General features: G+C 68.1%; 26 protein-coding genes and 2 tRNA genes. 19 read left to right on the top strand and 9 right to left on the bottom strand.

Features of this window, described 5'->3' with window-relative positions; all coding sequences use genetic code 11:
* Positions 1-111: 111 nt before the first annotated feature.
* The 6 genes from ACWGL3_RS11970 to ACWGL3_RS11945 form a co-directional block, all read right to left on the bottom strand.
* A complete protein-coding gene (locus ACWGL3_RS11970; RefSeq protein WP_267946713.1) occupies positions 112-663 on the bottom strand; it encodes a hypothetical protein in 552 nt (183 codons plus the stop codon).
* Positions 664-839: 176 nt separating this feature from the next.
* Positions 840-1,124, bottom strand: a complete 285-nt coding sequence (locus ACWGL3_RS11965; RefSeq protein WP_344180402.1) for a hypothetical protein — start codon at positions 1,122-1,124, stop codon at positions 840-842.
* Positions 1,125-1,136: 12 nt separating this feature from the next.
* Positions 1,137-1,391, bottom strand: coding sequence for a hypothetical protein (locus ACWGL3_RS11960; RefSeq protein ID WP_267946715.1), 255 nt, complete (start codon positions 1,389-1,391; stop codon positions 1,137-1,139).
* 15 nt (positions 1,392-1,406) lie between these two features.
* Positions 1,407-1,658 (bottom strand): hypothetical protein, encoded by a 252-nt coding sequence (locus ACWGL3_RS11955; RefSeq protein ID WP_267946716.1) that lies wholly within the window; start codon positions 1,656-1,658, stop codon positions 1,407-1,409.
* Positions 1,659-1,714: 56 nt separating this feature from the next.
* Entirely contained in the window at positions 1,715-1,960 is a 246-nt protein-coding gene (locus ACWGL3_RS11950) for a hypothetical protein (RefSeq protein ID WP_267946717.1), read from the bottom strand.
* A gap of 581 nt (positions 1,961-2,541) precedes the next feature.
* Positions 2,542-2,626: transfer RNA gene (locus ACWGL3_RS11945), tRNA-OTHER, on the bottom strand.
* 261 nt (positions 2,627-2,887) lie between these two features.
* Here ACWGL3_RS11945 and ACWGL3_RS11940 point away from each other — a divergent pair.
* A complete protein-coding gene (locus ACWGL3_RS11940; protein ID WP_267946718.1) occupies positions 2,888-4,003 on the top strand; it encodes an MrcB family domain-containing protein in 1,116 nt (371 codons plus the stop codon).
* Between the two features lie 576 nt (positions 4,004-4,579).
* Positions 4,580-5,917: a pentapeptide repeat-containing protein gene (locus tag ACWGL3_RS11935; protein ID WP_267946719.1), complete on the top strand. Its 1,338-nt coding sequence runs from the start codon at positions 4,580-4,582 to the stop codon at positions 5,915-5,917.
* Positions 5,918-5,971: 54 nt separating this feature from the next.
* On the opposite strand, the gene ACWGL3_RS11930 is transcribed toward ACWGL3_RS11935, so the two are convergent.
* Together ACWGL3_RS11930 and ACWGL3_RS11925 are read right to left on the bottom strand one after the other, a co-directional pair.
* Positions 5,972-6,667 (bottom strand): HAD family hydrolase, encoded by a 696-nt coding sequence (locus ACWGL3_RS11930; protein WP_267946720.1) that lies wholly within the window; start codon positions 6,665-6,667, stop codon positions 5,972-5,974.
* Positions 6,664-7,506 (bottom strand): GntR family transcriptional regulator, encoded by an 843-nt coding sequence (locus ACWGL3_RS11925; protein WP_267946721.1) that lies wholly within the window; start codon positions 7,504-7,506, stop codon positions 6,664-6,666. The genes ACWGL3_RS11930 and ACWGL3_RS11925 overlap by 4 nt, the downstream gene beginning before the upstream one ends.
* A 181-nt stretch (positions 7,507-7,687) precedes the next feature.
* Here ACWGL3_RS11925 and ACWGL3_RS11920 point away from each other — a divergent pair, with 181 nt between their 5' ends.
* The 16 genes from ACWGL3_RS11920 to ACWGL3_RS11845 all read left to right on the top strand — a co-directional run bounded on the left by ACWGL3_RS11920 (position 7,688) and on the right by ACWGL3_RS11845 (position 19,154).
* The gene (locus ACWGL3_RS11920) at positions 7,688-7,975 is read left to right on the top strand and encodes a WhiB family transcriptional regulator (RefSeq protein ID WP_267946722.1); all 288 of its coding nucleotides are present in this window, start codon (positions 7,688-7,690) and stop codon (positions 7,973-7,975) included.
* Between the two features lie 2 nt (positions 7,976-7,977).
* Positions 7,978-8,724, top strand: a complete 747-nt coding sequence (locus tag ACWGL3_RS11915) for a DUF4097 family beta strand repeat-containing protein (protein WP_267946723.1) — start codon at positions 7,978-7,980, stop codon at positions 8,722-8,724.
* 38 nt (positions 8,725-8,762) lie between these two features.
* Positions 8,763-8,912, top strand: coding sequence for a hypothetical protein (locus ACWGL3_RS11910; RefSeq protein WP_267946724.1), 150 nt, complete (start codon positions 8,763-8,765; stop codon positions 8,910-8,912).
* Positions 8,913-9,036: 124 nt separating this feature from the next.
* A complete protein-coding gene (locus ACWGL3_RS11905) occupies positions 9,037-9,501 on the top strand; it encodes a DUF3307 domain-containing protein (protein WP_267946725.1) in 465 nt (154 codons plus the stop codon).
* On the top strand, positions 9,501-9,698 hold the full coding sequence (locus ACWGL3_RS11900; RefSeq protein WP_267946726.1) for a hypothetical protein: 198 nt from the start codon (positions 9,501-9,503) through the stop codon (positions 9,696-9,698). The genes ACWGL3_RS11905 and ACWGL3_RS11900 overlap by 1 nt, the downstream gene beginning before the upstream one ends.
* Positions 9,695-10,117 (top strand): hypothetical protein, encoded by a 423-nt coding sequence (locus ACWGL3_RS11895; RefSeq protein ID WP_267946727.1) that lies wholly within the window; start codon positions 9,695-9,697, stop codon positions 10,115-10,117. The genes ACWGL3_RS11900 and ACWGL3_RS11895 overlap by 4 nt, the downstream gene beginning before the upstream one ends.
* A gap of 3 nt (positions 10,118-10,120) precedes the next feature.
* Complete coding sequence (locus ACWGL3_RS11890; RefSeq protein ID WP_267946728.1) at positions 10,121-10,327, top strand: hypothetical protein; 207 nt, start codon at positions 10,121-10,123, stop codon at positions 10,325-10,327.
* A complete protein-coding gene (locus ACWGL3_RS11885) occupies positions 10,324-11,625 on the top strand; it encodes a hypothetical protein (RefSeq protein ID WP_267946729.1) in 1,302 nt (433 codons plus the stop codon). The genes ACWGL3_RS11890 and ACWGL3_RS11885 overlap by 4 nt, the downstream gene beginning before the upstream one ends.
* Positions 11,622-11,912: a hypothetical protein gene (locus ACWGL3_RS11880; protein ID WP_267946730.1), complete on the top strand. Its 291-nt coding sequence runs from the start codon at positions 11,622-11,624 to the stop codon at positions 11,910-11,912. The genes ACWGL3_RS11885 and ACWGL3_RS11880 overlap by 4 nt, the downstream gene beginning before the upstream one ends.
* On the top strand, positions 11,912-12,100 hold the full coding sequence (locus ACWGL3_RS11875; protein ID WP_267946731.1) for a hypothetical protein: 189 nt from the start codon (positions 11,912-11,914) through the stop codon (positions 12,098-12,100). Before ACWGL3_RS11880 ends, ACWGL3_RS11875 begins: the two co-directional genes overlap by 1 nt.
* Positions 12,101-12,182: 82 nt before the next feature.
* Positions 12,183-14,408: a cell division protein FtsK gene (locus ACWGL3_RS11870; RefSeq protein ID WP_267946732.1), complete on the top strand. Its 2,226-nt coding sequence runs from the start codon at positions 12,183-12,185 to the stop codon at positions 14,406-14,408.
* A 255-nt stretch (positions 14,409-14,663) separates the two neighbouring features.
* Entirely contained in the window at positions 14,664-15,071 is a 408-nt protein-coding gene (locus ACWGL3_RS11865) for an RRQRL motif-containing zinc-binding protein (RefSeq protein ID WP_267946733.1), read from the top strand.
* Positions 15,068-15,979, top strand: coding sequence for a bifunctional DNA primase/polymerase (locus ACWGL3_RS11860; RefSeq protein ID WP_267946734.1), 912 nt, complete (start codon positions 15,068-15,070; stop codon positions 15,977-15,979). Before ACWGL3_RS11865 ends, ACWGL3_RS11860 begins: the two co-directional genes overlap by 4 nt.
* Positions 15,976-17,481 (top strand): YfjI family protein, encoded by a 1,506-nt coding sequence (locus tag ACWGL3_RS11855; protein ID WP_452461254.1) that lies wholly within the window; start codon positions 15,976-15,978, stop codon positions 17,479-17,481. Before ACWGL3_RS11860 ends, ACWGL3_RS11855 begins: the two co-directional genes overlap by 4 nt.
* A 48-nt stretch (positions 17,482-17,529) precedes the next feature.
* Positions 17,530-17,745 (top strand): helix-turn-helix transcriptional regulator, encoded by a 216-nt coding sequence (locus ACWGL3_RS11850; protein ID WP_452461253.1) that lies wholly within the window; start codon positions 17,530-17,532, stop codon positions 17,743-17,745.
* A complete protein-coding gene (locus ACWGL3_RS11845; RefSeq protein WP_452461252.1) occupies positions 17,745-19,154 on the top strand; it encodes a tyrosine-type recombinase/integrase in 1,410 nt (469 codons plus the stop codon). Before ACWGL3_RS11850 ends, ACWGL3_RS11845 begins: the two co-directional genes overlap by 1 nt.
* A 112-nt stretch (positions 19,155-19,266) precedes the next feature.
* Here the strand turns inward: ACWGL3_RS11845 and ACWGL3_RS11840 are convergent.
* Positions 19,267-19,348 (bottom strand) — tRNA-Tyr (locus tag ACWGL3_RS11840).
* 238 nt (positions 19,349-19,586) lie between these two features.
* On the opposite strand from ACWGL3_RS11840, the gene ACWGL3_RS11835 reads away from it, so the two are divergent.
* On the top strand, positions 19,587-20,084 hold the full coding sequence (locus ACWGL3_RS11835) for a YajQ family cyclic di-GMP-binding protein (protein WP_267946738.1): 498 nt from the start codon (positions 19,587-19,589) through the stop codon (positions 20,082-20,084).
* The last annotated feature ends 59 nt before the right edge of the window (positions 20,085-20,143 follow it).

Genomic DNA, 20,143 nt, shown 5'->3' with positions numbered 1-20,143 from the left:
GCCCCTACCACCCACTCTGACCAGGAGGTTTGTGCATTTTCGGAACTTTAGGACGATTCTTGGGGGCCGTGGGAGAGGCGAACCCCACCCGGCCGCGCCGGACCGCCCGCCTCACTCCGGGGTCGGCACGGAGAGGCGCCCGCCGTCCGCGTCCTCCAGCGCCTGGCGCACCTCCGGCGTCATGTCCTCGTCGTACCCGGTGATCGTGTAGGTCGAGAAGTACGGTGTGCCGTTCACGTCGACCGGGTCGCCGAGTTCGACCTCGACCTCGTAGGGCTCGTCCTGGCAGCCCCGGTCCATGCACCAGGTCCCGTACAGGTCGCCCGTGCCCGACGCGGTCTCGTCCGTCCACTCGGGCCACTCCAGGCCGGAGAAGGACGTGAACTCGGTGGCGACGTACTCGACGGGGCGCTGGTCGTCGAACCCGTTCTCGTCGCCGTACATGTTCAGGACGTGGGCGCCGTCGCCCCGGTCCCCCTGGCCGGAGCCGCCGCCCTCCTCGGAGCCGTCGCCCTCCCCGGGGTCGGGGCTCGCCCGGTCCTCGGGGCTCTCCGTGGCCTGCGGGGCGCCGGTGCCCTCGGGCAGCCTCGGGGTGGTCTCCTGCTGTCCGCAGGCGGTGGCCGCCAGCAGCAGGGCGGCCCCCGTCAGGATCATGCGCTTCATCTCGCCTCTCGCCTCCTCCGTCGGGGCCCGGGACGGCCCCCGGCCGGCCCGCGCGGGGACGCGCCCGGGACCGCCGAACCGATGGGTTGCGTCGAGGCCCCCCGGCGGCTGCCGGGGGGCCTCGACCTACTGCTCTGTTCCGTCACTGTGGGGCCGGAGCCCCGTGACGCCGGGACCTAGTGGTACCCGTGACCGCCGTCGTGCTCGGCGCGGTCCTGGCTGATGTTGGTGGTCGACGGACCGTTGACGCAGTCGCCCGTGGTCTGCGGCGACAGGATCGGCACGTTGACACCGGCCAGGCCCACAGCCAGCTCCATGTTGCAGAGCTGAACGGGGACCAGTTGCAGGTTCTGGTTGAACTGCTGGTCACCGCCGTGCGAGGCGGACGCGGGCGAGGCGAGGAGCATCGCTCCCAGCGCTGCACCGGCGATGGCGGTGGCAGCCGCGAACTTGCGCAGCATGCTGACCCCCCGCTAGTCGATGTTGGTGCTGATCGGGCCGTTGACGCAGTCGCCCGTGGTCTGCGGCGACAGGATCGGCACGTTGACGCCCGCCAGGAGGCCGACGGCCAGCTCGGTGTTGCAGAGCTGGACGGGAACCAGCTGCAGGTTCTGGTTGTACTGCTGGTCGCCGCCGTGCGAGCCGGAGGCGGAGGCCGGGGAGGCCGCGAGCATGGCGCCCAGGGCGATTCCGGCGATGGCGGTGGCAGTCGTGATCTTGCGCAGCATGTCTGGAATCCCCTGCTAGTCGATGTTGGTGCTGATCGGGCCGTTGACGCAGTCGCCGGTGGTCTGCGGCGACAGGACCGGGATGTTCACGGCGACCAGGCCGATGGCGGCGCTGGTGTTGCAGAGCTGGACCGGAATGGCCTGCAGGTTCTGGTTGTACTGCTGGTCGCCACCGTGGGAGCCGGAGGCGAGGGCCGGGGACCCGGTGAGAACGACGCCGAGAGCGGCGCCAGCGACGAGACCGGCAACGCCGAGCTTACGCAGCATTGAATTGCCCTTCGAGAAAGTGTGAGACATCGTCACGGTCGAACGAATTGCCGGAATTAGCTGATGTTGGTGCCGATGGGGCCGTTCACGCAGTCGCCGGTGGTCTGCGGCGACAGGATCGGCACGGTCACGGCGACCAGACCGACGCTGCCGGTCAGGTTGCAGGACTGGATCGGGACCAGCTGGAGGTTCTGGTTGAACTGCTGGTCGCCGCCGTGCGAGGCGTGAGCGGGAGCCCCCATGAGGAGAGCGCCCATCGCGGCACCGGCGACCAGGCCGGCAACGGCCATCTTCTTGATCATGTTTCCCCCGGGAAATCATTACGAGGCATTGACAGAAAAAGACTCAGGCGCTTGCTGCACCTGTGTCGCGGTGGACTGGTGCAATCATCATCCGGCCCCCGTTTTTTGTCAACGCCGAAACCCCGGAATCGCTTTGTCCATATTGCCGTCAGGGTTCTTTTTGCGTCATGCACAAATGGATTGATTGCCCTTCTTTTCGCGCGACACGCACAAAGGCCCGGTACTCGGTCGAGGGGTGGCCGTACCGGCGAACCGGGCACATCCACCGCTAACGCCACAGGAGCACCTTCGCCCCGTGCGCGGAACCGCCCGTGGAGACGGAGAAACCGCAGCTCAGGGCAGGGTCGGCCGCGTGGTCGGGGAGCGGCTCCGGTCGGACCGGAAGCAGGGCTCGCCGTTACTCCGCCGTGTCCTGAACGCGACACATTCGCGATCAGCCGAATCCCGGGAGGCGGCGGATCCGCGACGGCGGGAGCCGGGCCGGATCGGGGTGGGCCGGGGCGAGGAGGGCGCCGGGCCGACGGGTCCCGGACACACGACGGGCCCCGGCACCTGATGGTGCCGGGGCCCCGATCCCAGGGTGGCAGGTGAAGGATTCGAACCTTCGAAGGCTAAGCCGACGGATTTACAGAGGTCTCCCACTTCGAGCCCCTTAGGCAACCTGACCTGGACATACGTCCGCTTCAGGGCGTGTCCCGTGACAGCCGTCCCGCCAGGGTCCCGAAACAGGCCCTCAGGCGACCTCTCGGCACGACGATCGGGAGCACGATGGATCACCCTGGAGCGACTCGGTTCGCCCACCAGAAGCCATCTCAGAGAGACGTTTTGTGATCTACGCCACTGACTCCTTCTCTGTCGACTCCCGCCGACGGAACGGGCCGACACCCGACCCTCCTGTTGTCGGTGCGCTTCCCTAGGCTCGATCTCGTGGACGAGACCATGATCGAGATCCTTGACCTTCAGAAGCAGTGGAGCGCCAAGAACACCGAGGCGATGAAGAGCCGCGGGGTTCTGGTGCGCAAGACATTCGCGCATCAGCTCCGTCAGCACATCCCGGCCTTGGCGACCGCACTGGGTGTGCCTGAGCCCGAGGTGGATGTGGAGGGGCGTGACGGAACAGGGCTGAAGACGGAGGTCCCTTGGACTCGGGTCTACCTCCCAGAACGTTCTCCCCACGCGACGGAGGGTTGGTACCTGGTCTACCTCTTCGGTGCCAAGGGGGACCGGGTCTACCTCTCCCTGATCCAGGGCACCAGTCGCTGGACAGGTGCGCACTTCGAGGCACGCAGTCCCAAGGAACTCGTGAAGCGCGTGGCATGGGCCCGCCCACTCCTGAAGGAGCTGCTCACCGAACGCGACGACCTCGTTGAAGCCATCGACCTCCAATCGGAGAATTCGAAGGTGGCCCCTCGATACGCGGCGGGCAGCGTGATCGCGATCGAGTACGACTGGTCCGACATGCCGGCTGAGGCCACTCTGGTCGAAGACCTGCTGTACATGGCCCGCCTGCTCCGCGCGATCCACCACGGTGAGGACACGGCCTCTCACGTCCCGGGGGACGCTCCCCCCGAGGTGTTGGACGCCACCGACGCGGCTGCCAAGACCGCCGGTCGTCGGACGAAGGCCGCCAAGGGCCAAGGGTTCCGACTGAGCGCTCATGATCGACGAGCGCTGGAGTTGCACAGCGTCGGCATGGCCACCGCCTACTTCGAAACCAGCGGTTGGACGGTCAAGGACGTCGGGGCCAAGGAGTCCTACGACCTGCTGCTGACGCGAGGGGACGAACGCCTGCACGTGGAGGTGAAGGGAACCACCTCGGAAGGCACCCAGGTGATCCTCACGCGCGCCGAGGTCGAGAAGCAGCGCGAACTCGCCCCAGCGAACGCACTCGTGGTCGTCCACTCGATCCACCTGGATCGGAGCGTGTCACCGCCAACTGCGAGCGGGGGCGTCCTGCACTGCACTTCCCCCTGGAAGATCGAGGAGGAGGACCTGACGGTCGTCTCGTACGTCTACCGTTCAGGCGTTCCTCAGGTCCCCTGACGCAGTCTCCTCGCTCGTCCGCAGTTCGCCACCGCCTGGGGTGCCGGCCCCGGCCGTAGTGGTGGTGGTGCGAGACGCTATCGCCCTGAGACCAAGACCTGGGTGAGCCGCAGCGATGTCCGCCCTCGGGGAGGCACCGGCCCCCGCCGCAGAACCTACAGAACTCACAGAACCAACGTTTGCGCACGTCAAGCTGTTGGATCATTGAACCGCAGAACTCCGCAATACTCCCGCAGAACCGCAGAAGCTCCTCTCACCAAGGGGGTACTGCGGTTCTGTGTAGGTTCTTCGAGGTTCTGCGGTTCTAACCCCATGACCCTCTGAACAGGGAAAACAGGGGGTTCTGTAGGTTGTGTAGGTTCTGCGGCGGGCTGAGACCAGCAAATTGCGGTCAGCTACACCACTCAACGAACCACACTCACAGCGTGTGACGGCGAGGTTCCCCGCAACTGGATAAGACCGTGATTCCTCACCATGAGCTGTCCTCGCTACGGTCTTCTCATGACATCTACTCCCCCGCCTGTTCGCCTCCCGTGGCGGGAAAGATTTCAGGCACGCAGAACCCGGATCGCCTCGTTGATCGATGGCCACAGCCACGCTCTTGGCTGGGTCGGGATCATTGCCGGCGGACTCTGCGCCGCGGTCGCGGCATGGCCACTGGTCACAACGGCCTGGAACGTCTTGGGCCTCGCCGACTGGCAGACCTGGCGCTTGGTGCTCTTCAGCGTAGGTGCCGTGGCGCTGGCCGCTGGCGTCGTGGGCACGAACTGGAAACGCACATCGCCAATCCGCCTCATCTGGCTGATTCTGGCCGCCTGGCTGATGGCTGCGGTCGCGATCGCAGCGCTGACTGGGCTGGCCTGGCTGCTGTTAGACGGCCCCGCATGGAAGCCTCCTGAAGATCTAACCGCCCGCCATTTGGAGGCAATCACTACCCGAGCCTTCGCAATGGTCGCGGGTCTAGGTGGTGTGGCACTACTAGTGATCGCCTACCGGCGCCAACGCACAACCGAGGCCGGAGAACAGCGCGAGGTCACCAAACTGTTCAACGAGCGATTCACTGCCGCCTACACCGAACTGGGCAGCGAGCATGCGGCCGTGCGTCTGGGGGCTGTACACGCCTTGGCCCACCTAGCTGATGACGCCCCCTCCGAAGAGGAAGTGCAGATGGTCATCGATGTGCTGTGCGCCTACCTGCGCATGCCCTACACCCCCAAACCAGAACCACTTCCAAAGAACGCTTCACGCGTTAAGCGGGAGGAGCACCACAGGCGCGAACTGGAGTTCACCTCCTACCGAGAAGTACGCCACACCATCATTCGAATCATTGGCAACCACCTACGCGAGCCCACTCGTTGGCGCGGAAAGAATTTCGACTTCACCGGCGCTGTATTTGACGGAGGAGACCTATCTGGAGCCGCCTTCCCCGATGGCATCACCAGCTTTGCTGGCGCAGAGTTCGTCGAAGGAGAGGTGAACTTTTCTGGCGTCAAGTTCTCCGGAGGACTTGTTGATTTCTACGGCGCCAAATTTTCTGGAAGCTCAGTAAGATTTGGCGGAGCTGAATTCTCCGACAGTTCCGTAAGCTTCGCCAGGGCTGAATTCACCGGAGGAAAGGTCCTACTCATAGGCGTCAAATTCATAGGCGGACATATCACCTTCACCGACAGCAGGTTCACTGGCAGCGAAGTGAAATTCACCAATTCCATATTCACCGGCAGCCAGATGGGATTCTATCAATCAGTCTTCTCTGGCGGCTTAGTTGACTTCGACAAAATCGAAATCTCCGACGGAATGATTAATTTTCTATTTGCCGTTGGAGCTCGACCCGCAGGCCTTCTGGATGCCAGTCGAAATTCAGGCCCCCTATTGCTTCTACCAAAAAGATGGTCTCAGGAAACCTTAAGTTCATAAAGATAGAACTCCCCCTGTAATCGAGGGAGTTCTACGGCGTTATAACAGTGCTTCCTAAGACAGTGACACCGTTCCGTGCATCGCTGAAGCGAGCTCCGCCATGTCGTCGGTGACGACGTCGCTCCCCAAGCGCTGGAAACACTCCGCCTTGCCCGGCCTGTTGGCGTAGCCAACCACCGGTATGCCCACGGCCTTCGCCACCTCGATGTCGGTCTCCGAGTCGCCCACCATGAGGCACGCCGCTGGCCTTACAGACAACTCCTTGATCCCCAATTCGAGCAGATGGGGATGGGGCTTCATCAGCTCCGGCGACACCCGACTGCGGCCAAAGACACCGTCGACCAGCTTGGTGAGGCCGTGTTCTTCCAGGAAGGCCGTCACGGCCTCCGGTGAGTTGTTGCTGACCACCGCCAGAGGGCGCCCGGTCTCCTTGCATGCCTTCATGAACTCGACCGCACCAGGGGTCGGAGACGCCTCTGCCACCGAGAGGACTTCCGCGTCGCGGAGCATCCGTTCGGATTCGGCTTGTCGCTCCGGGGCGACCTCGAAGAGGTAACGGAGCACCTTCATCGGATCCGTCTCCGCGCCGGCCTCCACGGAGATCGGGACTCCGGCTTCCGCAGAACGAGCCATCATGTCCTTGGCTACCTGGGGAGCTGGGTAGCCAGCGAAGGCACTGCACACGGGACCGTCGAAGTCGAGCAGGACCGCACGGCAGCCGCGTACGACGTTCTGTTCCTCCGGGGTCATTCCCCACGCTCCCTGGAGACGTTCTCCCAGATGCTGTCGAACCACACCTGGGACTGGGCGACGTACTGCGAACCGGTCGACTCGGGGTCTTCGTCCGCGGCGTGGTGGAACAGTGTCGCGTCCCTGCCCATGAGGTCGAAGATCTCCACCTTCTCCTTCGAGATCGAGACGGTGTTCTCCTTGACCGGGTAGTAGCCGAAGAACGCCTCCTGGCCGTTGATCAGGTAGAGCTTGAACATCGGAGCGACCGAGTACACCCGGGTTCGCACGACAGCGCTCTGGACGAGGCCGAGGTTCTCCAGTTCGTGCACCGCGTCCTCGATGCCCTGGGTGTGCCGGAGCATGATCCGGTGCATCCGCTTGCGCACCTCCGGGTCGTCGGACAGCGTGTCCGCCCGCACGGGAAGCCCCAAGGGCTCGGAGAGATCCGGCACCAGGAGCCGAACCCGGATGGTCTCCGGAGACAGCCGCCCCTCACGAATCTTGTCCAACGGCTCCTGAAGCGCTCCGTTGAGCGTCTCCCCGCCGAACCCGGCGAAGTCGATGGTCACGGCCTTACTGGCGAATGCCCGCTCGATGTGGGGCCGCAGCCCCACCGGCCGAGAGGTCCGTTCACGCACGAAGACGCCGCGGCCCTGCTGGGAGACCACCAGGCCCTCATCACGTAGGAGACGGATGGCCTGCTGCACGGTCATCCGTGCGACGCCGTACGTCTTGGCGAGTTCCGCCCCGGAGGGCAGCTGATCACCCGGTTCCAGCTTCCGGGTGAGGATCGCGGCCCGGAGGGTGGCTGCTACCTGCTGGAACGGGGGGCGAGGGTCTTCCGGATCGATGCTCATTCTGCAAGCTTACGGGACCTTGCCTAGGCAACCTAGAAAGAAATTTCGCCAACCCTCTTGACTGACCTAGCTTGGCTAGCCAAGCTAGGTGCATAGCCAACCTGGCCAAGTTCTTCTGCTTCATAGCCGCCAGCAGGAAGCCAAAGCCAGGGGCCATCTCATCGAGTCGAGGAGGTTCCTGATGGACCCGAAACACCAGAGCACGGCGCTTCTCCGCGCCGGTCTGGCCGACCACCAGCTCCCGTGCGCCGATCAGCCGGAGTTGTTCTTCGAGCCCGACACCAGCGACCGGTTCGGCGAGAAGCCCGCCGCCAAGGAGATGCGCGAGCGCTCCGCCCGCACCCTGTGCCTCTCCTGCCCCGCCCGGGACCTGTGCCTGGAACTGGCCCTGCGCGAGAAGCCCGCCGCCGGCATCTGGGCCGGGTTCTCCTCCGACGAGATCACCGACTACCTGCGAGAGGCCGCCTGACCATGACCAACCTGACGCTTCGCACCCCCGTCACAGGACCTGTCGCCGTCGCCCTGACCGCCCCCGGTATCCAGCTCACCGTGGAGGCCGTCGCGGGCATCACCGAGGCCACCCTGCACCTGAGCGGCCCGGCCGAGACCATCCAGCAGGCCACCGCCACCCGCATCGAGACCGCGTGGGTCATCACCGTCCCCGCCCCGGCTCCGACCGTGATCAGCGCAGGCGGAGTCACCCGCATCAGCGGAAACGTCGTCGGCAGCGTCTTCATGAGCGGCGGCCAGACCGTCATCAACGGCGTGACCTTCAACAACGGCACCGTCACCGGCGCAACGGAACCGGTCACCGGCCTGCTGCGGGTTCCCGTGGAGTCCCTGCTCGGAACCCGCATCGACAACGGCTCCGTGGACACCCGCGGCGCACTCGCCGGGGTCCACCACCACGGCCGCAACTCCAGCCTGTCCGTGGCCGTGGTCGGCGACCTGGTCTCCGACGGCACCAACGGATCGGTCTCCATAGGCCGCGCTCACGGCGAGATCGACGTGCACACCACCAACGGCACCGTGACCGTCGGACAGGCCGGACCGCTCACCAAGGTCCGCTCCACCAACGGCAACGTCCTGGTCCACGCCGGGTGCCCCGGCCGCATCAGCGCCCGCACCACCAACGGCGACGTCGCGATCCACAAGTCCGGTTACCGGGTCGATGCGACCACGAGCACCACCAACGGTCGAGACCGCGTCTACGCCTGACCACGCAGTTCGCCACACCCACACAAGAAGGAGCCGTCATGGCCAAGCAGGAGAAGAAGGACGTCAAGTCGGTCGAGATGCGCGATGGCGTCACCGTCATCACCCACGAGGACGGCACGGTCGAGGAGATCACCGGCCCGGTCGACCTCCAGCTCGGCAACGTCACCGGCGGCATCAGCTTCGGCTAGCCCGCCCTCTCGTGGTCCCTGCTTCGTAGCCGCCACCAGGGACCACACCACGCCGCATGACGCGGCCCCGGCATGTACCGCCAAGCACCCGCCGGGGCCGCCACTCCAGCAAAGGAGCAGAACAATGATCGCAGATCCGACCGTGTTCGCCGCAGTGTTCGCGGCGTTCTTCGCCGCCCACCAGGTGGGCGACCACTGGATGCAGACCTCCTGCCAGGCCGCCGCCAAGGGCGGCGCCGGATGGGCCGCACGAGGTGCGTGCTTCCGTCACGTGGCCTCGCTCATCATCACCAAGCTGGTGTTCGCCGCCCCCGTGGTGCTGCTGCTCGGGCTGAGCGTGCACCCGCTGACCGCCACCGCCGGCCTGGCCGTCATCGCCCTCTCCCACTACTGGGCCGACCGCCGCACCACGCTGGCGCGGCTGGCCGACCGGCTCGGGCTGGGCGGCTTCTACCGACTGGGCAGCCCCCGCCCCGGACACGACGACAACCCGACCCTCGGTACCGGCGCCTACGCCCTCGACCAGTCCTGGCACATCGCCTTCCTGTTCGTGGGCGCCCTGATCACCGCGATCGGAGGGGCCTCCTGATGACCGCTCTCGCTGCCCTCGCGCTGACCGTCCTGGTTCTGCTGGCCGTCTCCGGCGCCGTCACCCAGCTGGCCAAGGCCCGCAAGGCCCTGCGCTCCCGCCGCCGCAAGGCGGCCCGCCGGATGCGCATCGCTCTGGGACCGCAGACCGTCGCCCGCACCCGCCGCAAGACCGCCCGGAAGGGGAACCGCCGATGAGCCTCCAGCCCGCCCTGATCGAGGCCCTGCGCACCTGGGCGTCCGGGTACTGCGCCGACCAGGCCGCCGTCGACCTCCTCATCACCCACGAGGCATGGCTCCACCGGGCCGACTTCCACCGCCTCATGGAACCCACGTTCAACGTCAACGGGACGCCGATCACCATCATCGACTGGGGAAGGGTCAGCACCGCCGTGAACGCAGGCGACCTGCCCGCATCCTCCTCCGCCCTGTCGGTGCTGCGCATCGCGCTGTCCCTGGCGGTCGGAGAACCGGTCGACCTCGGAGACGCCCTGACCGGCTTGGACGCTACCAACACCGCAGCCGTCGCCACCGCCGTGGTCACCGCGGCTCAGGCAGACCGGGTCACGGTCACACTCGCTGCCCGCCAGCTCCCGAGCTGGCTCCGGGAGGGCTGACCGGTGACCACCGCCCACATGATCCAGGCCGTAGGCGTTCTCGCGCTGCTCGTGGTGCTGCTGCTGGCCCTGGTCGTGGTCGTGCTCCGGCTGGCGGCCCTGCCGCTGGCCGGAGCGGCCCTGGCCCTGGACCACACCGCCGCCTTCATGGCCCGACCGCTGCCTCCCATGCCCGTTCGCGGTCACCACCAGGACGGAGGTTCCCGGTGACTTCCCAGCAGGACACCAAGTCCAACCCCAGGCAGGACACCACCGACACCGAGACAATCCGCCGCGAGCTGGCCGATGAGCGCGCCACCGCGGAGGCCCGTACCGCCGACCGTCTGGCCCGGCTCCGCTCACGCCAGGACGCGATCCGCAAGGAACGCCGCATACGCCAGGGAGCGCTCCGGGAGAAGGCCGCTGACCGGCTGCGCAAGGCCAAAGCTGCCGCAGACGTGCGCGGCACCGCCGAGTCCCGCGCCCTGCGGGTCTCCCGCACCCGAGCTCTGTCGCTGCTCGTACTGCTCCCCGTGTTGGCGGCGTTCGGGATCTGGTCGACCGCCGGCGTCCACGCCGGGGTCACCGCCATGACCGGCACCCCCGAGAACACCCCGATGTGGTGGGCGCTGTGGCTGTTGGAACCCGCGCTGATCACCGCAGTGGGGTGGATCATCCTGTGCCGTAGCTGGCTGTCCACCTCCGGCGGCGCTCTCGGTGAGCAGGCCGACAAGATCATGGCCGGAGCGCTGGGCGTGTCGATCGTGCTCAACGCGATCGGGCACTGGCCGGACGCCCTGTCCTGGCAGGGAGTGGGCGGGTTGGTCGCCCACTCCCTGGGGCCGATCGGCGCCGCCACCACCGCCCACCTGATCGGGTTGATCGAGACCGCCGTCACCAAGGCCAAGCCCACCGAGGGCGCTCCGCTCCTGGACGACCTCGACATTGCCGGGGAGCACCCTTCCGAGGGTGAGAAGGGCGCTGCCGAAGACACCCCGCAGACGACGGTAGAGAGCACCCCGGCGGTGCCGGAGATGGGCCGCTCCCGGCTTCCCGAGCGCGCTCTCGAAGTACCCGCCGGAGCGGTTCAGCTGCCCGTGGTGCGGTGTTCCTCCCCCTCCCCTGGGAAGAAGGCACCCGCCGCGATCGAGGCCGCTCCCGAGCGCCCCGCTGAGAGCGGCCGCCGTTCGGTGCCTGAACAGGGCAAACAGCGGGTTTCAGAAGCACCCGCCAAGACCCGCTCCGACAAGGGCCGCAAGCTCCCCAGGGCCGCGACTCCGTCCGCCGCTGAGCAGCCCGTCCGGGCGCTCTCGGACGCCGACCTGCTCGACCGACTCGCCGCGATGATCACCGCCGGAGAGCTGCCCGAGGGCGCGTCTGTGCGCCGCGTGCAGACCGCTCTTGGATGCGGCTTCGAGCGCGCCAAGCGGGTGCTGTCGATGCGCGAGGAGAGCACCGAGACCGTCACCGAACCGACCCGCCTGACTGCCGTCCACACCCCCGCTGAGGAGAAGGAGAACGCCGCATGAGCCCGAACGAGAACCCCTTGGAACTGACCGCCCTGGTCGCCCGCGTCATCCACGGCATCAAGCACATGCCCGCCAGTCACCTGGTTCTCCGAGCCGCCGTCCTGGCGGTCTTCACCGCCACGACCGTCCGGGTCTCCACCGGCCCCGACCTGTTCGGCTCCCTGGTCGGGACCCTGCTCACCGCGGGCACCGCCGCCGTCATCGCGCTGGAGCTGTACACCGCCGCGCTGATGTGCGAGCAGGAGATTGACGACGACCAGGGCGACGAGTTCGGAACGGCCACCTGATGGGGCTCTTCGGCAAGACCCACAAGGCCGACACCGACTCCGCGTGGGTCACGGCCTACGCCCTCGCGGACGGAACCCACGCCTACCAGGCCCGATGCAGCTGCGGCTGGTTCAGCGACGTGTTCGTCGAGGAACTCCAGTTCGTTCGTGACCTGCGTCAGGACCACGCCGACACCGGCCGCCCGTAGCCACCGCTTCGGGGCGGCGGCCCACTCCGCCAAGAACCGGCCGCCGCCCCATCCCGGACCACTTCGACCAGGAGATACCAGGATGTCGTACCCCACGCCGCACCAGGACGACCGCACGGCTGAGGAGACCGGGCAGGTCCTCAACTTCCCGACCGTCATCGGCACCGCCGCCCCCCGACCCCGCACCGAGGACCCCGCGCCGGCCCCGACCGAGGTCGAGGTCGAGTACGTCGAGCCCACCGACGTCGAGGTCCTGGACGAAGACACCGACACCGGCCCGGCCCGGCGCGTGGACACCCAGGTCGAGCAGTGGGCCGACCAGTCCCAGTGGCTGGCCCGCGTCGCCGAAGGCTCCCGCACCACCCAGCCCATCGTGCCGCTGTGGCTGCGCGACCGCACCGAGGCAGAGCAGGTGCTGCGGTGGGTGACCTCCTACTACGCGCACGTGGCCGCCTACCAGGCCACCCGCACCCCGCTCTACATGCTCCGCCTCATGGGCCGCTCCCCCCGCGGTGCCGCCCGGATCCTGGGGACCTGGGGTCGGTGGGCGTTCGACACCGAGACCACCGCGCTCCGCCGCGCCGCCGCCGGCGGCAACCGCACGGGCGAATACATGATGCTCTCCCGCCAGCACAGCTCCCGCGTCAAGGTCCGCGTCACCAGCTCCCTGGTGCTGGCCACCGCGACCCTGATCACCGTCGCCGTCGTCTCCCCCGCCGCCCCGGCCTGGGCGCTGTGGAGCGCGGTCTGGGCCGGGCTGTCCATGCTCGGGCTCCTGGGCCGCCGCCCCGACCAGCCCCTCATCGACCGCGCGGTCCTGCCCACCAAGGTCGAGAAGCTCACCTCCGACGCGGTCCTCAAGGCCCTCAGTGCTCTGGGGATCAGCGAGATCACCCGCGCCCTGGCCGCCAAGGGCGACGAGGAGATCGGGTTCACCGCCCCCATCACCCGCGACGGCCCCGGCTGGCGCGCCGAAGTCAACCTCCCCCGCGGCGTCGTGGTCACCGACGTCATCGACAAGCGCGACAAGCTCGCCTCCGGCCTGCGCCGCCCGCTGGGCTGCGTGTGGCCCGAGCCCGTCAACGAGGAGCACCCCGGCAAGCTCGTGCTCTGGGTCGGCGACCAGGCCATGAACCAGGCCCGCCCCACCCCGTGGCCGCTGACGGAGAAGGGCACCACCGACCTGTTCAAGCCCCTGCCCTTCGGCTCCGACCAGCGCGCACGCGCCATCGCGATGACGCTGATGTTCGAGTCCGTCCTGATCGGCGCCAAGCCCCGCATGGGCAAGACCTTCGCCCTGCGCGTACTGCTCCTGGCGGCCGCGCTCGACCCCAACGCGGAGCTGAACGTCTTCGAACTCAAGGGCACCGGCGACTGCCAGTCCGTGGAGAAGGTTTCCCACGTCTATGCCTCCGGCGCGGACCAGGACACCATGTCCACCTGCATGAACACCCTGCGCCGCATCGCCAACAAGGAGCTGGTCAAGCGCGCCGAGACCATCTCCCGCATCGCCAAGGCCGACCCCAAGCGCTGCCCCGAGAACAAGGTCACCCCCGAGCTGTCCGCCGACCGCTCCCTGGGACTGCACCCGATCGTGCTGGCCGTCGACGAGTGCCAGGAGCTGTTCACCAACGAGGAGTACAAGCAGGAGGCCGCCAAGCTGGCGGAAGCCATCATCAAGCGCGGCCCCGCCATGGGCATCATCCTGCTGCTGGCCACCCAGCGCCCCGACTCCAAGTCCCTGCCCACCGGGGTGTCCGCGAACGTGGGCATCCGGTTCTGCCTGCGGGTCATGGGCCAGCTGGAGAACGACATGGTCCTGGGGACGTCGAGCTACAAGAACGGCATCCGGGCCACGACCTTCACCGCCAAGGACAAGGGCATCGGCTACCTCGTGGGCGTCGAGGACGACGCGGTCATCGCCCGTTCGGCCTACATCGACGGCCCCGCCGCGGAGACGATCTCTGAGCGCGCCCGCGCGGCCCGCATCGCCGCCGGCACCCTGACCGGGCACGCGGCAGGGGAGGAGATCGCCACCGAGGACACCACCACCATCCTCGACCACCTCCTGGCGGTGTGGCCCGGCGACGTCGACGCCGTGTGGTCCGTGCGCCTGATCGACGCCCTGGCGGACTACCGCCCCGGCCTGTACGCGGCGTGGCTCGACATCGAGGACGAGAAGGCCCGCGCCACCCAGCTCACCAACGCGCTCAAGCCGCACAAGGTCGGCACCCGGCAGCTCAACCGGGAGGGCTCGAACAAGCGCGGAGTGGACCGCGAAGCCGTGGAGCAGGCGGCGAATCGGTAGCACCCAGGGGTGCTACATATAGCACCCCTGCTAGCGACCAAAACCCCATCTGACCAGGGATGTAGCGCGTATCGACCCTCCCTGGCAGAACCCCCGAAACGTGCCTCGGACGCCTTCTGGCGGGAGCCAAAGAAAATGCGGCCCCGGTGCATAGCCGCCAAGCAACCACCGGGACCGCGCTCCCAGAAAGAGCACTCCCAACATCACTGCGAGGAGCACTCCCATGATGCAGCACTCACGGTCGGAGGTCACCCCGTGACCACCCTCCGCTTCCTCGACCCCGACGGCTCCCGGTACGGGCTGCCGACCTACCCATGGGGCATGGCTTGGACCACCGCTGAGGACATGGCCACCCGCAAGCAGCTGGCCGCCATGGGCCTGCGCCCCGGCAGCACCCACCCGGACGCCCAGCTGATGTGGCGCTCCCGCCGTGCCAGGAACGGGGTCCGCACCGCCGCCCTCTACCGGATCAGCGAGGCCAAGCCCAAGGACGAGTTCACCGCGGCCCGCGCCCGCGGACTGGCCGCCGCGATGCGCGCACGCCGCACCTGCCCGACCTGCCGCCAGGTGTTCGTCTACGTCATCCCCACCTCGCTCGGGGAGTGCCCGGCCTGCCACGAGGGCGGCACCCCCGAAGCGTGGGAACTGGAGGCGGCAGCATGAGCGCTCCGACGAACGTCCTGCCCTACGCTCTGGCTGCCGCCCGCCGCGACTGGCACGTCTTCCCGCTGCGAACCCGCGCCAAGCGCCCGGTCCGGACCTTCACCGACTGGGAGCGGCACGCCACCTGCGACGAAGGCGCCATCACCGCCTACTGGGGAGCCCACCCCGCCCACAACCTCGCGGTCGCGTGCGGGCCCTCCGGCCTGGTGGTCGTCGACCTCGACACCCCCAAGGACGGCGAGACCCCGCCGCCGGAGTGGGCGCGCCCCGGCATCGCCGCCGGAGCGGACGTCCTCGCGGCCCTCGCTGAGGAGCACGCCGACGGTGACACGGCGTTCCTGGACACGTTCACCGTGACCACCCGCCGGGGTGGCACCCACCTGTACTACACGGCACCTGAGGGCGCGGCCTATCGCAACACGTCGGGCCGGTTGGGCTGGCTGATCGACACCCGTGCCACCGGCGGCTACGTCGTCGGTCCCGGTTCCTACGTGGCCGACGCCGACGGTCGCGGCCCCTATACCGTCACCAATCCCACCGCCACTGCCCCGCTGCCCGGATGGCTGGCGACCCTGATGGAGCCCGCCCGCCGTCGGCCGGTCACCTCCGGACAGGTTCATCAGGCCCTCGTGAGCAGTCCCGGGATGGCCACCTACGTCACCCGGGCCCTGCGTGGAGAGGTCGACCGGGTGCTCGCCTCCAAGGAGGGCCGCCGTAACCACACCCTGAACACGGCCGCCTTCGCCGTGGGCACGCTGGTGGGTGCAGGGATGCTGCCCAAGCACCTGGCAGAGGACGCCTTGGAACAAGCTGGTCTCCACGTGGGGCTTGAGTCCTCCGAGGTCGAGGACACCGTGCGCAGCGGCATCCAGGCCGGGATCCGCCGCCCCCGGGGAGCTGCCGCGTGAGCGCCCACGACGGCCGCCAGGGCACCGGGCAGGGGTGGGACTCCCCCACCCCGCTCGGTGCCCGCAACGCCCTTCCCGGCTTCCCTGCCGAGTGCCTGCCCGGCTGGATGTCGACGTTCGTCCTGGCGTTGGCTGAGGAGACCCAGACCCCGGTGGACGCCGCCGGGTGCGTGGCTCTGGCCGCGCTCTCCACCGCCGCCGGCGGACGCGCCATCGTGCAGGTGCGCGGCACCTACACCGAGCCGGTGAACCTGTTCACGGTCGTGGCTCTGCCGCCCGCCTCGCGCAAGTCGGCGGTGTTCCGCGCCATCACCTCCCCGATCCTCAAGGTCGAGGCGGAGCTGGCGGAGCGGATCAAGCCGCAGATCGTGGAAGCCGAGTTGACCCGGGCGGTGGCCGCCGGTGTGGCGGAGAAGGCCAAGTCCAAGGCCATCACCACCAAGGGCGCTCCGGACGCCCTGGCGGACGCCTCGGACGCCGCGGCCGCGATCGAGGACATCAAGATCCCCGCCCTTCCGCAGCTGGTCGCCGACGACGTCACGCCGGAGACCGCCGCGACGATCCTGTGCGACCAGGGCGGCAGGCTGGCCGTGCTCTCGGCCGAGGGCGGGATCTTCCAGATCCTCGCGGGCCGCTACAGCGGCTCCCCGAACTTCGACCTGTTCCTGAAAGGCCACGCCGGGGACATGCTGCGAGTCGACCGCAAGGGCCGCTCCGAGCACGTCGAATCCGCGATCCTCACCCTGGGTCTGGCCGTGCAGCCGGACGTGATCCGCGAGATCGCGACCGGCCCCGGATTCCGTGGCAAGGGCCTCTTGGGGCGTTTCCTGTACGCCCTGCCCCAGTCCAACATCGGCACCCGCAACGTCGACCCCGACCCGGTGCCGGCAGAGGTGGCCGCCGCCTATGAGGAGCGGCTGATGCGCATGGTCACGCACCTGTTCGACTGGACAGACCCTCAGGTACTCCAGCTCTCGCCCGAGGCCGACGAACTCCGCCTCGACTACGCGCGAGCGCTGGAACCACGCCTGCACCCTCGACTCGGGGACTTGGGCCACATGTCCGACTGGGCGGGCAAGTCCGTGGGCGCGATCATCCGGATCGCCGCCCTGCTCCACCTGGCCGACAACCCCGTCGACGGCTACCGGCTCCCGGTCAGCGCCGACACCATGACGGCCGCGATCCGGATCGGGGAGTACTTCACCGCCCACGCCGAAGCCGCCTTCGACCACATGGGCGCCGACCCGGAGGTGGAGCGCGCCCGCCAGGTCCTGGACTGGATCACGCGGAAGAAGCCTGCCCGGTTCACCGTCCGCGAGGCGTTCTCCGGCCTGCCGCGAGGCACCTTCCCCAAGGTGGCCGACGTCCTGCCGTCCCTGGAACTGCTGGAGGGCTACGGCTGGATCGCGATGGAGCCCCCGCCCCCGCGCAACCCGAAGGGAGGACGACCGCCCTCACCCGCCTACCAGGTTCACCCGCAGATCAGCGGCTCCGGCGCATAGCCGCCAAGCAACCACCGGGACCGCACCACCCAGAAGGAGAACAGCACCATGGCGAAGAACCCGATCCCGCGCCCCCGTACCCCCGACCCCCTGCTCACACTCCCCGAAGTCCTCGCGGAGCTGAAGGTCCCCCGCTCGACCTTCGACGACTGGCGCAAAAAGGGCCTCGCGCCCCGGCACTGCAAGCTCCCCAACGGGCAGCTGCGCATCCGTCAGAGCGACCTCGACAGCTGGCTGGCGGACCGCATGGATGAGGTCGCCTGATGTCCTACTCCAACGACGTCGACTTCTACCGACTCGCCAGGAAGAAGCGCCGGCGCGGCCACGGCGTGCGCTGGGTGGTCGCCGGTCGAGAGTTCTCGAAGTGGTTCACCACCGAGGCGCTGGCCGACAACGAGCGTACGAAGTTGAAGCAGGCCGCCAAGGACGGCGAGTCCTTCTGCACGGAGACCGGCCAGCCGGAATCGGTCGCGCGGGAGCTGAAGGCCGTCAGCTTCTACGACCTCGCGTGCGAGTTCACCGACCTGAAGTGGGCGAAGGCCGCTGCCAAGACCCGGCAGGGGACCTCCGAGGCGTTCGCCGTCCTGGCTCCCGTCCTGGTCAAGTCCACTCGGGGTATGCCCGATCCTCAGGTGGTGCGCGACGCCCTCTACCAGTGGGCGTTCCACACCGAGCGCCGCAAGGCGGGGCCGCCCCCCAGGGAGTACGAGAAGGCCATCGCGTGGATCCGGGGCGCCTCCCTGAAGGTCACCGAGCTGGACGCTCCCGGGCGCCGCTCGGAGCTGATCAGGAAGGCTCTGGACGCGCTGGCGCTCCGGATGGACGGCAAGCCCGCCGCGGCCAAGACCGTCGCCCGCAAGCGGGCTGCGCTCTCCGGCCTGCTGAACTACGCGGTGGAGAAGGACATCTTCCCGGCCAGTCCGTTGGGCAAGGTGTCGTGGGAACGGCCGAAGGCCACAAACCAGGTGGACCGCCGGCGGCTCCCCAGCCCCGAACTGGTGGATCGTCTGCTGTCCGTCGTGGAGGAGGAGCGACCGGACCTGGTGGCGTTCTACGCCTGCGCCTACTACGCCATGATGCGTCCCGGGGAGATCGTGGCCCTCGACCGCGAGGCGTGCACGTCCCTGCCCTCGACCGGCTGGGGCAGCCTGTCCTTCGAGGACTCCTCCCCGAGGTCGGGCAGCGGATGGACCGACTCGGGGACCACGCACGACGACCGCCAGCTCAAGCACCGAGCGGAGAAGGAGACACGGCACGTCCCGATCCCGCCCCGTCTGGTGCGCCTTCTCCGGCGCCACCTCGACCAGTTCGTCGACCCTGGGGAGGACCACCTGTTCCGCGGTAAGCGGGGAGGGCCGCTGAGTGAGAGCACCTACGGCCGTGTCTGGCAGCACGTTCGTCGGAAGACGCTCACCGCGAAGCAGCTCAGGACGGAGCTTGCCGGCAGGGTCTACGACCTCCGTGGCGCGGGCATCTCGCTGGGCCTCAACGCAGGGGTGCCGGTGCCCGTCCTCGCGGAGCGCGCGGGGCACAGTCCGGCCGTCCTGATGAACGTCTACGCCGGATGCCTCGAAGGGCGGGATCAGCTCTGGAACAAGCGTCTGGAGGCCGCCTTCGAGGGGACGGACCCGGAGCCCGAATCGGAGGATGACACGCCGGGAGAAGCGGCCTGAGAAGTGTCCCGCCACTGTCCCGGGGACACTCGTGAACGGCCGTGAACGACCGGGAACGCGAAAGACCCCGGTGAGCAGCGTTGTAGCTGGTCACCGGGGTCTTTTCCCAGGGTGGCAGGTGAAGGATTCGAACCTTCGAAGGCTAAGCCGACGGATTTACAGTCCGCTCCCATTGGCCGCTCGGGCAACCTGCCTGGGCTGCGGCGACGGTGTTCGTCGCGACGCATGAACGAGAATAGCGGATGATCCGCCCGAACCTGTAATCGAATACCCGGAGCGCGTCCCGAGCAGGGCCTTCGGGCACCCTGAGCAGGTCACGGCTAAGCTCTGAAGCCTGCCCGGGCCGGGGATCCGGCACGGGCGGACGTGTACCCACGCGGGCGTCCCCACAGGCGCCCGCGATCCATGAGACCAAGCGGGATGTGAGCGAACGTGGCCGCCGAATCCAGTTTCGACGTCGTGTCCAAACTCGACCGTCAGGAGGTCGACAACGCCCTGAACCAGACGGGCAAGGAGCTGTCCCAGCGGTTCGACTTCAAGGGCACCGGAACCACCATCGCCTGGCAGGGCGAGGACGGGATCGAGATCAGGAGCACGTCGGAGGAGCGGGCGAACGCCGCCCTGGAGGTGTTCAAGGAGAAGCTGGTCAAGCGCAAGCTCTCCCTGAAGATCCTCGACCCGGCCGAGGAGCCCAAGATCTCCGGCAAGGAGTACCGGCTTCCCGTCGGCCTCAAGGAGGGCATCACCTCCGAGGACGCCAAGAAGATCTCCAAGCTGATCCGGGACGAGGGCCCCAAGGGGGTCAAGGCCCAGATCCAGGGCGACGAGCTGCGCGTCAGCTCGAAGAAGAAGGACGACCTCCAGGCCGCCCAGAACCTGATCAAGGAGAAGGACTTCGACCTGGCCCTCCAGTTCGTGAACTACCGCTAGCCGGCGGTCCGCGGCACCGGCACGGCGACGGCCGCTCTCCCCTCGCGAAGGGGGAGGAG

It is taken from the genome of Nocardiopsis sp. NPDC055824, assembly GCF_053616335.1.
The sequence above is the reverse complement of the archived record's forward strand: the minus strand, read 5'-3'. Positions and strand labels throughout refer to the sequence as shown.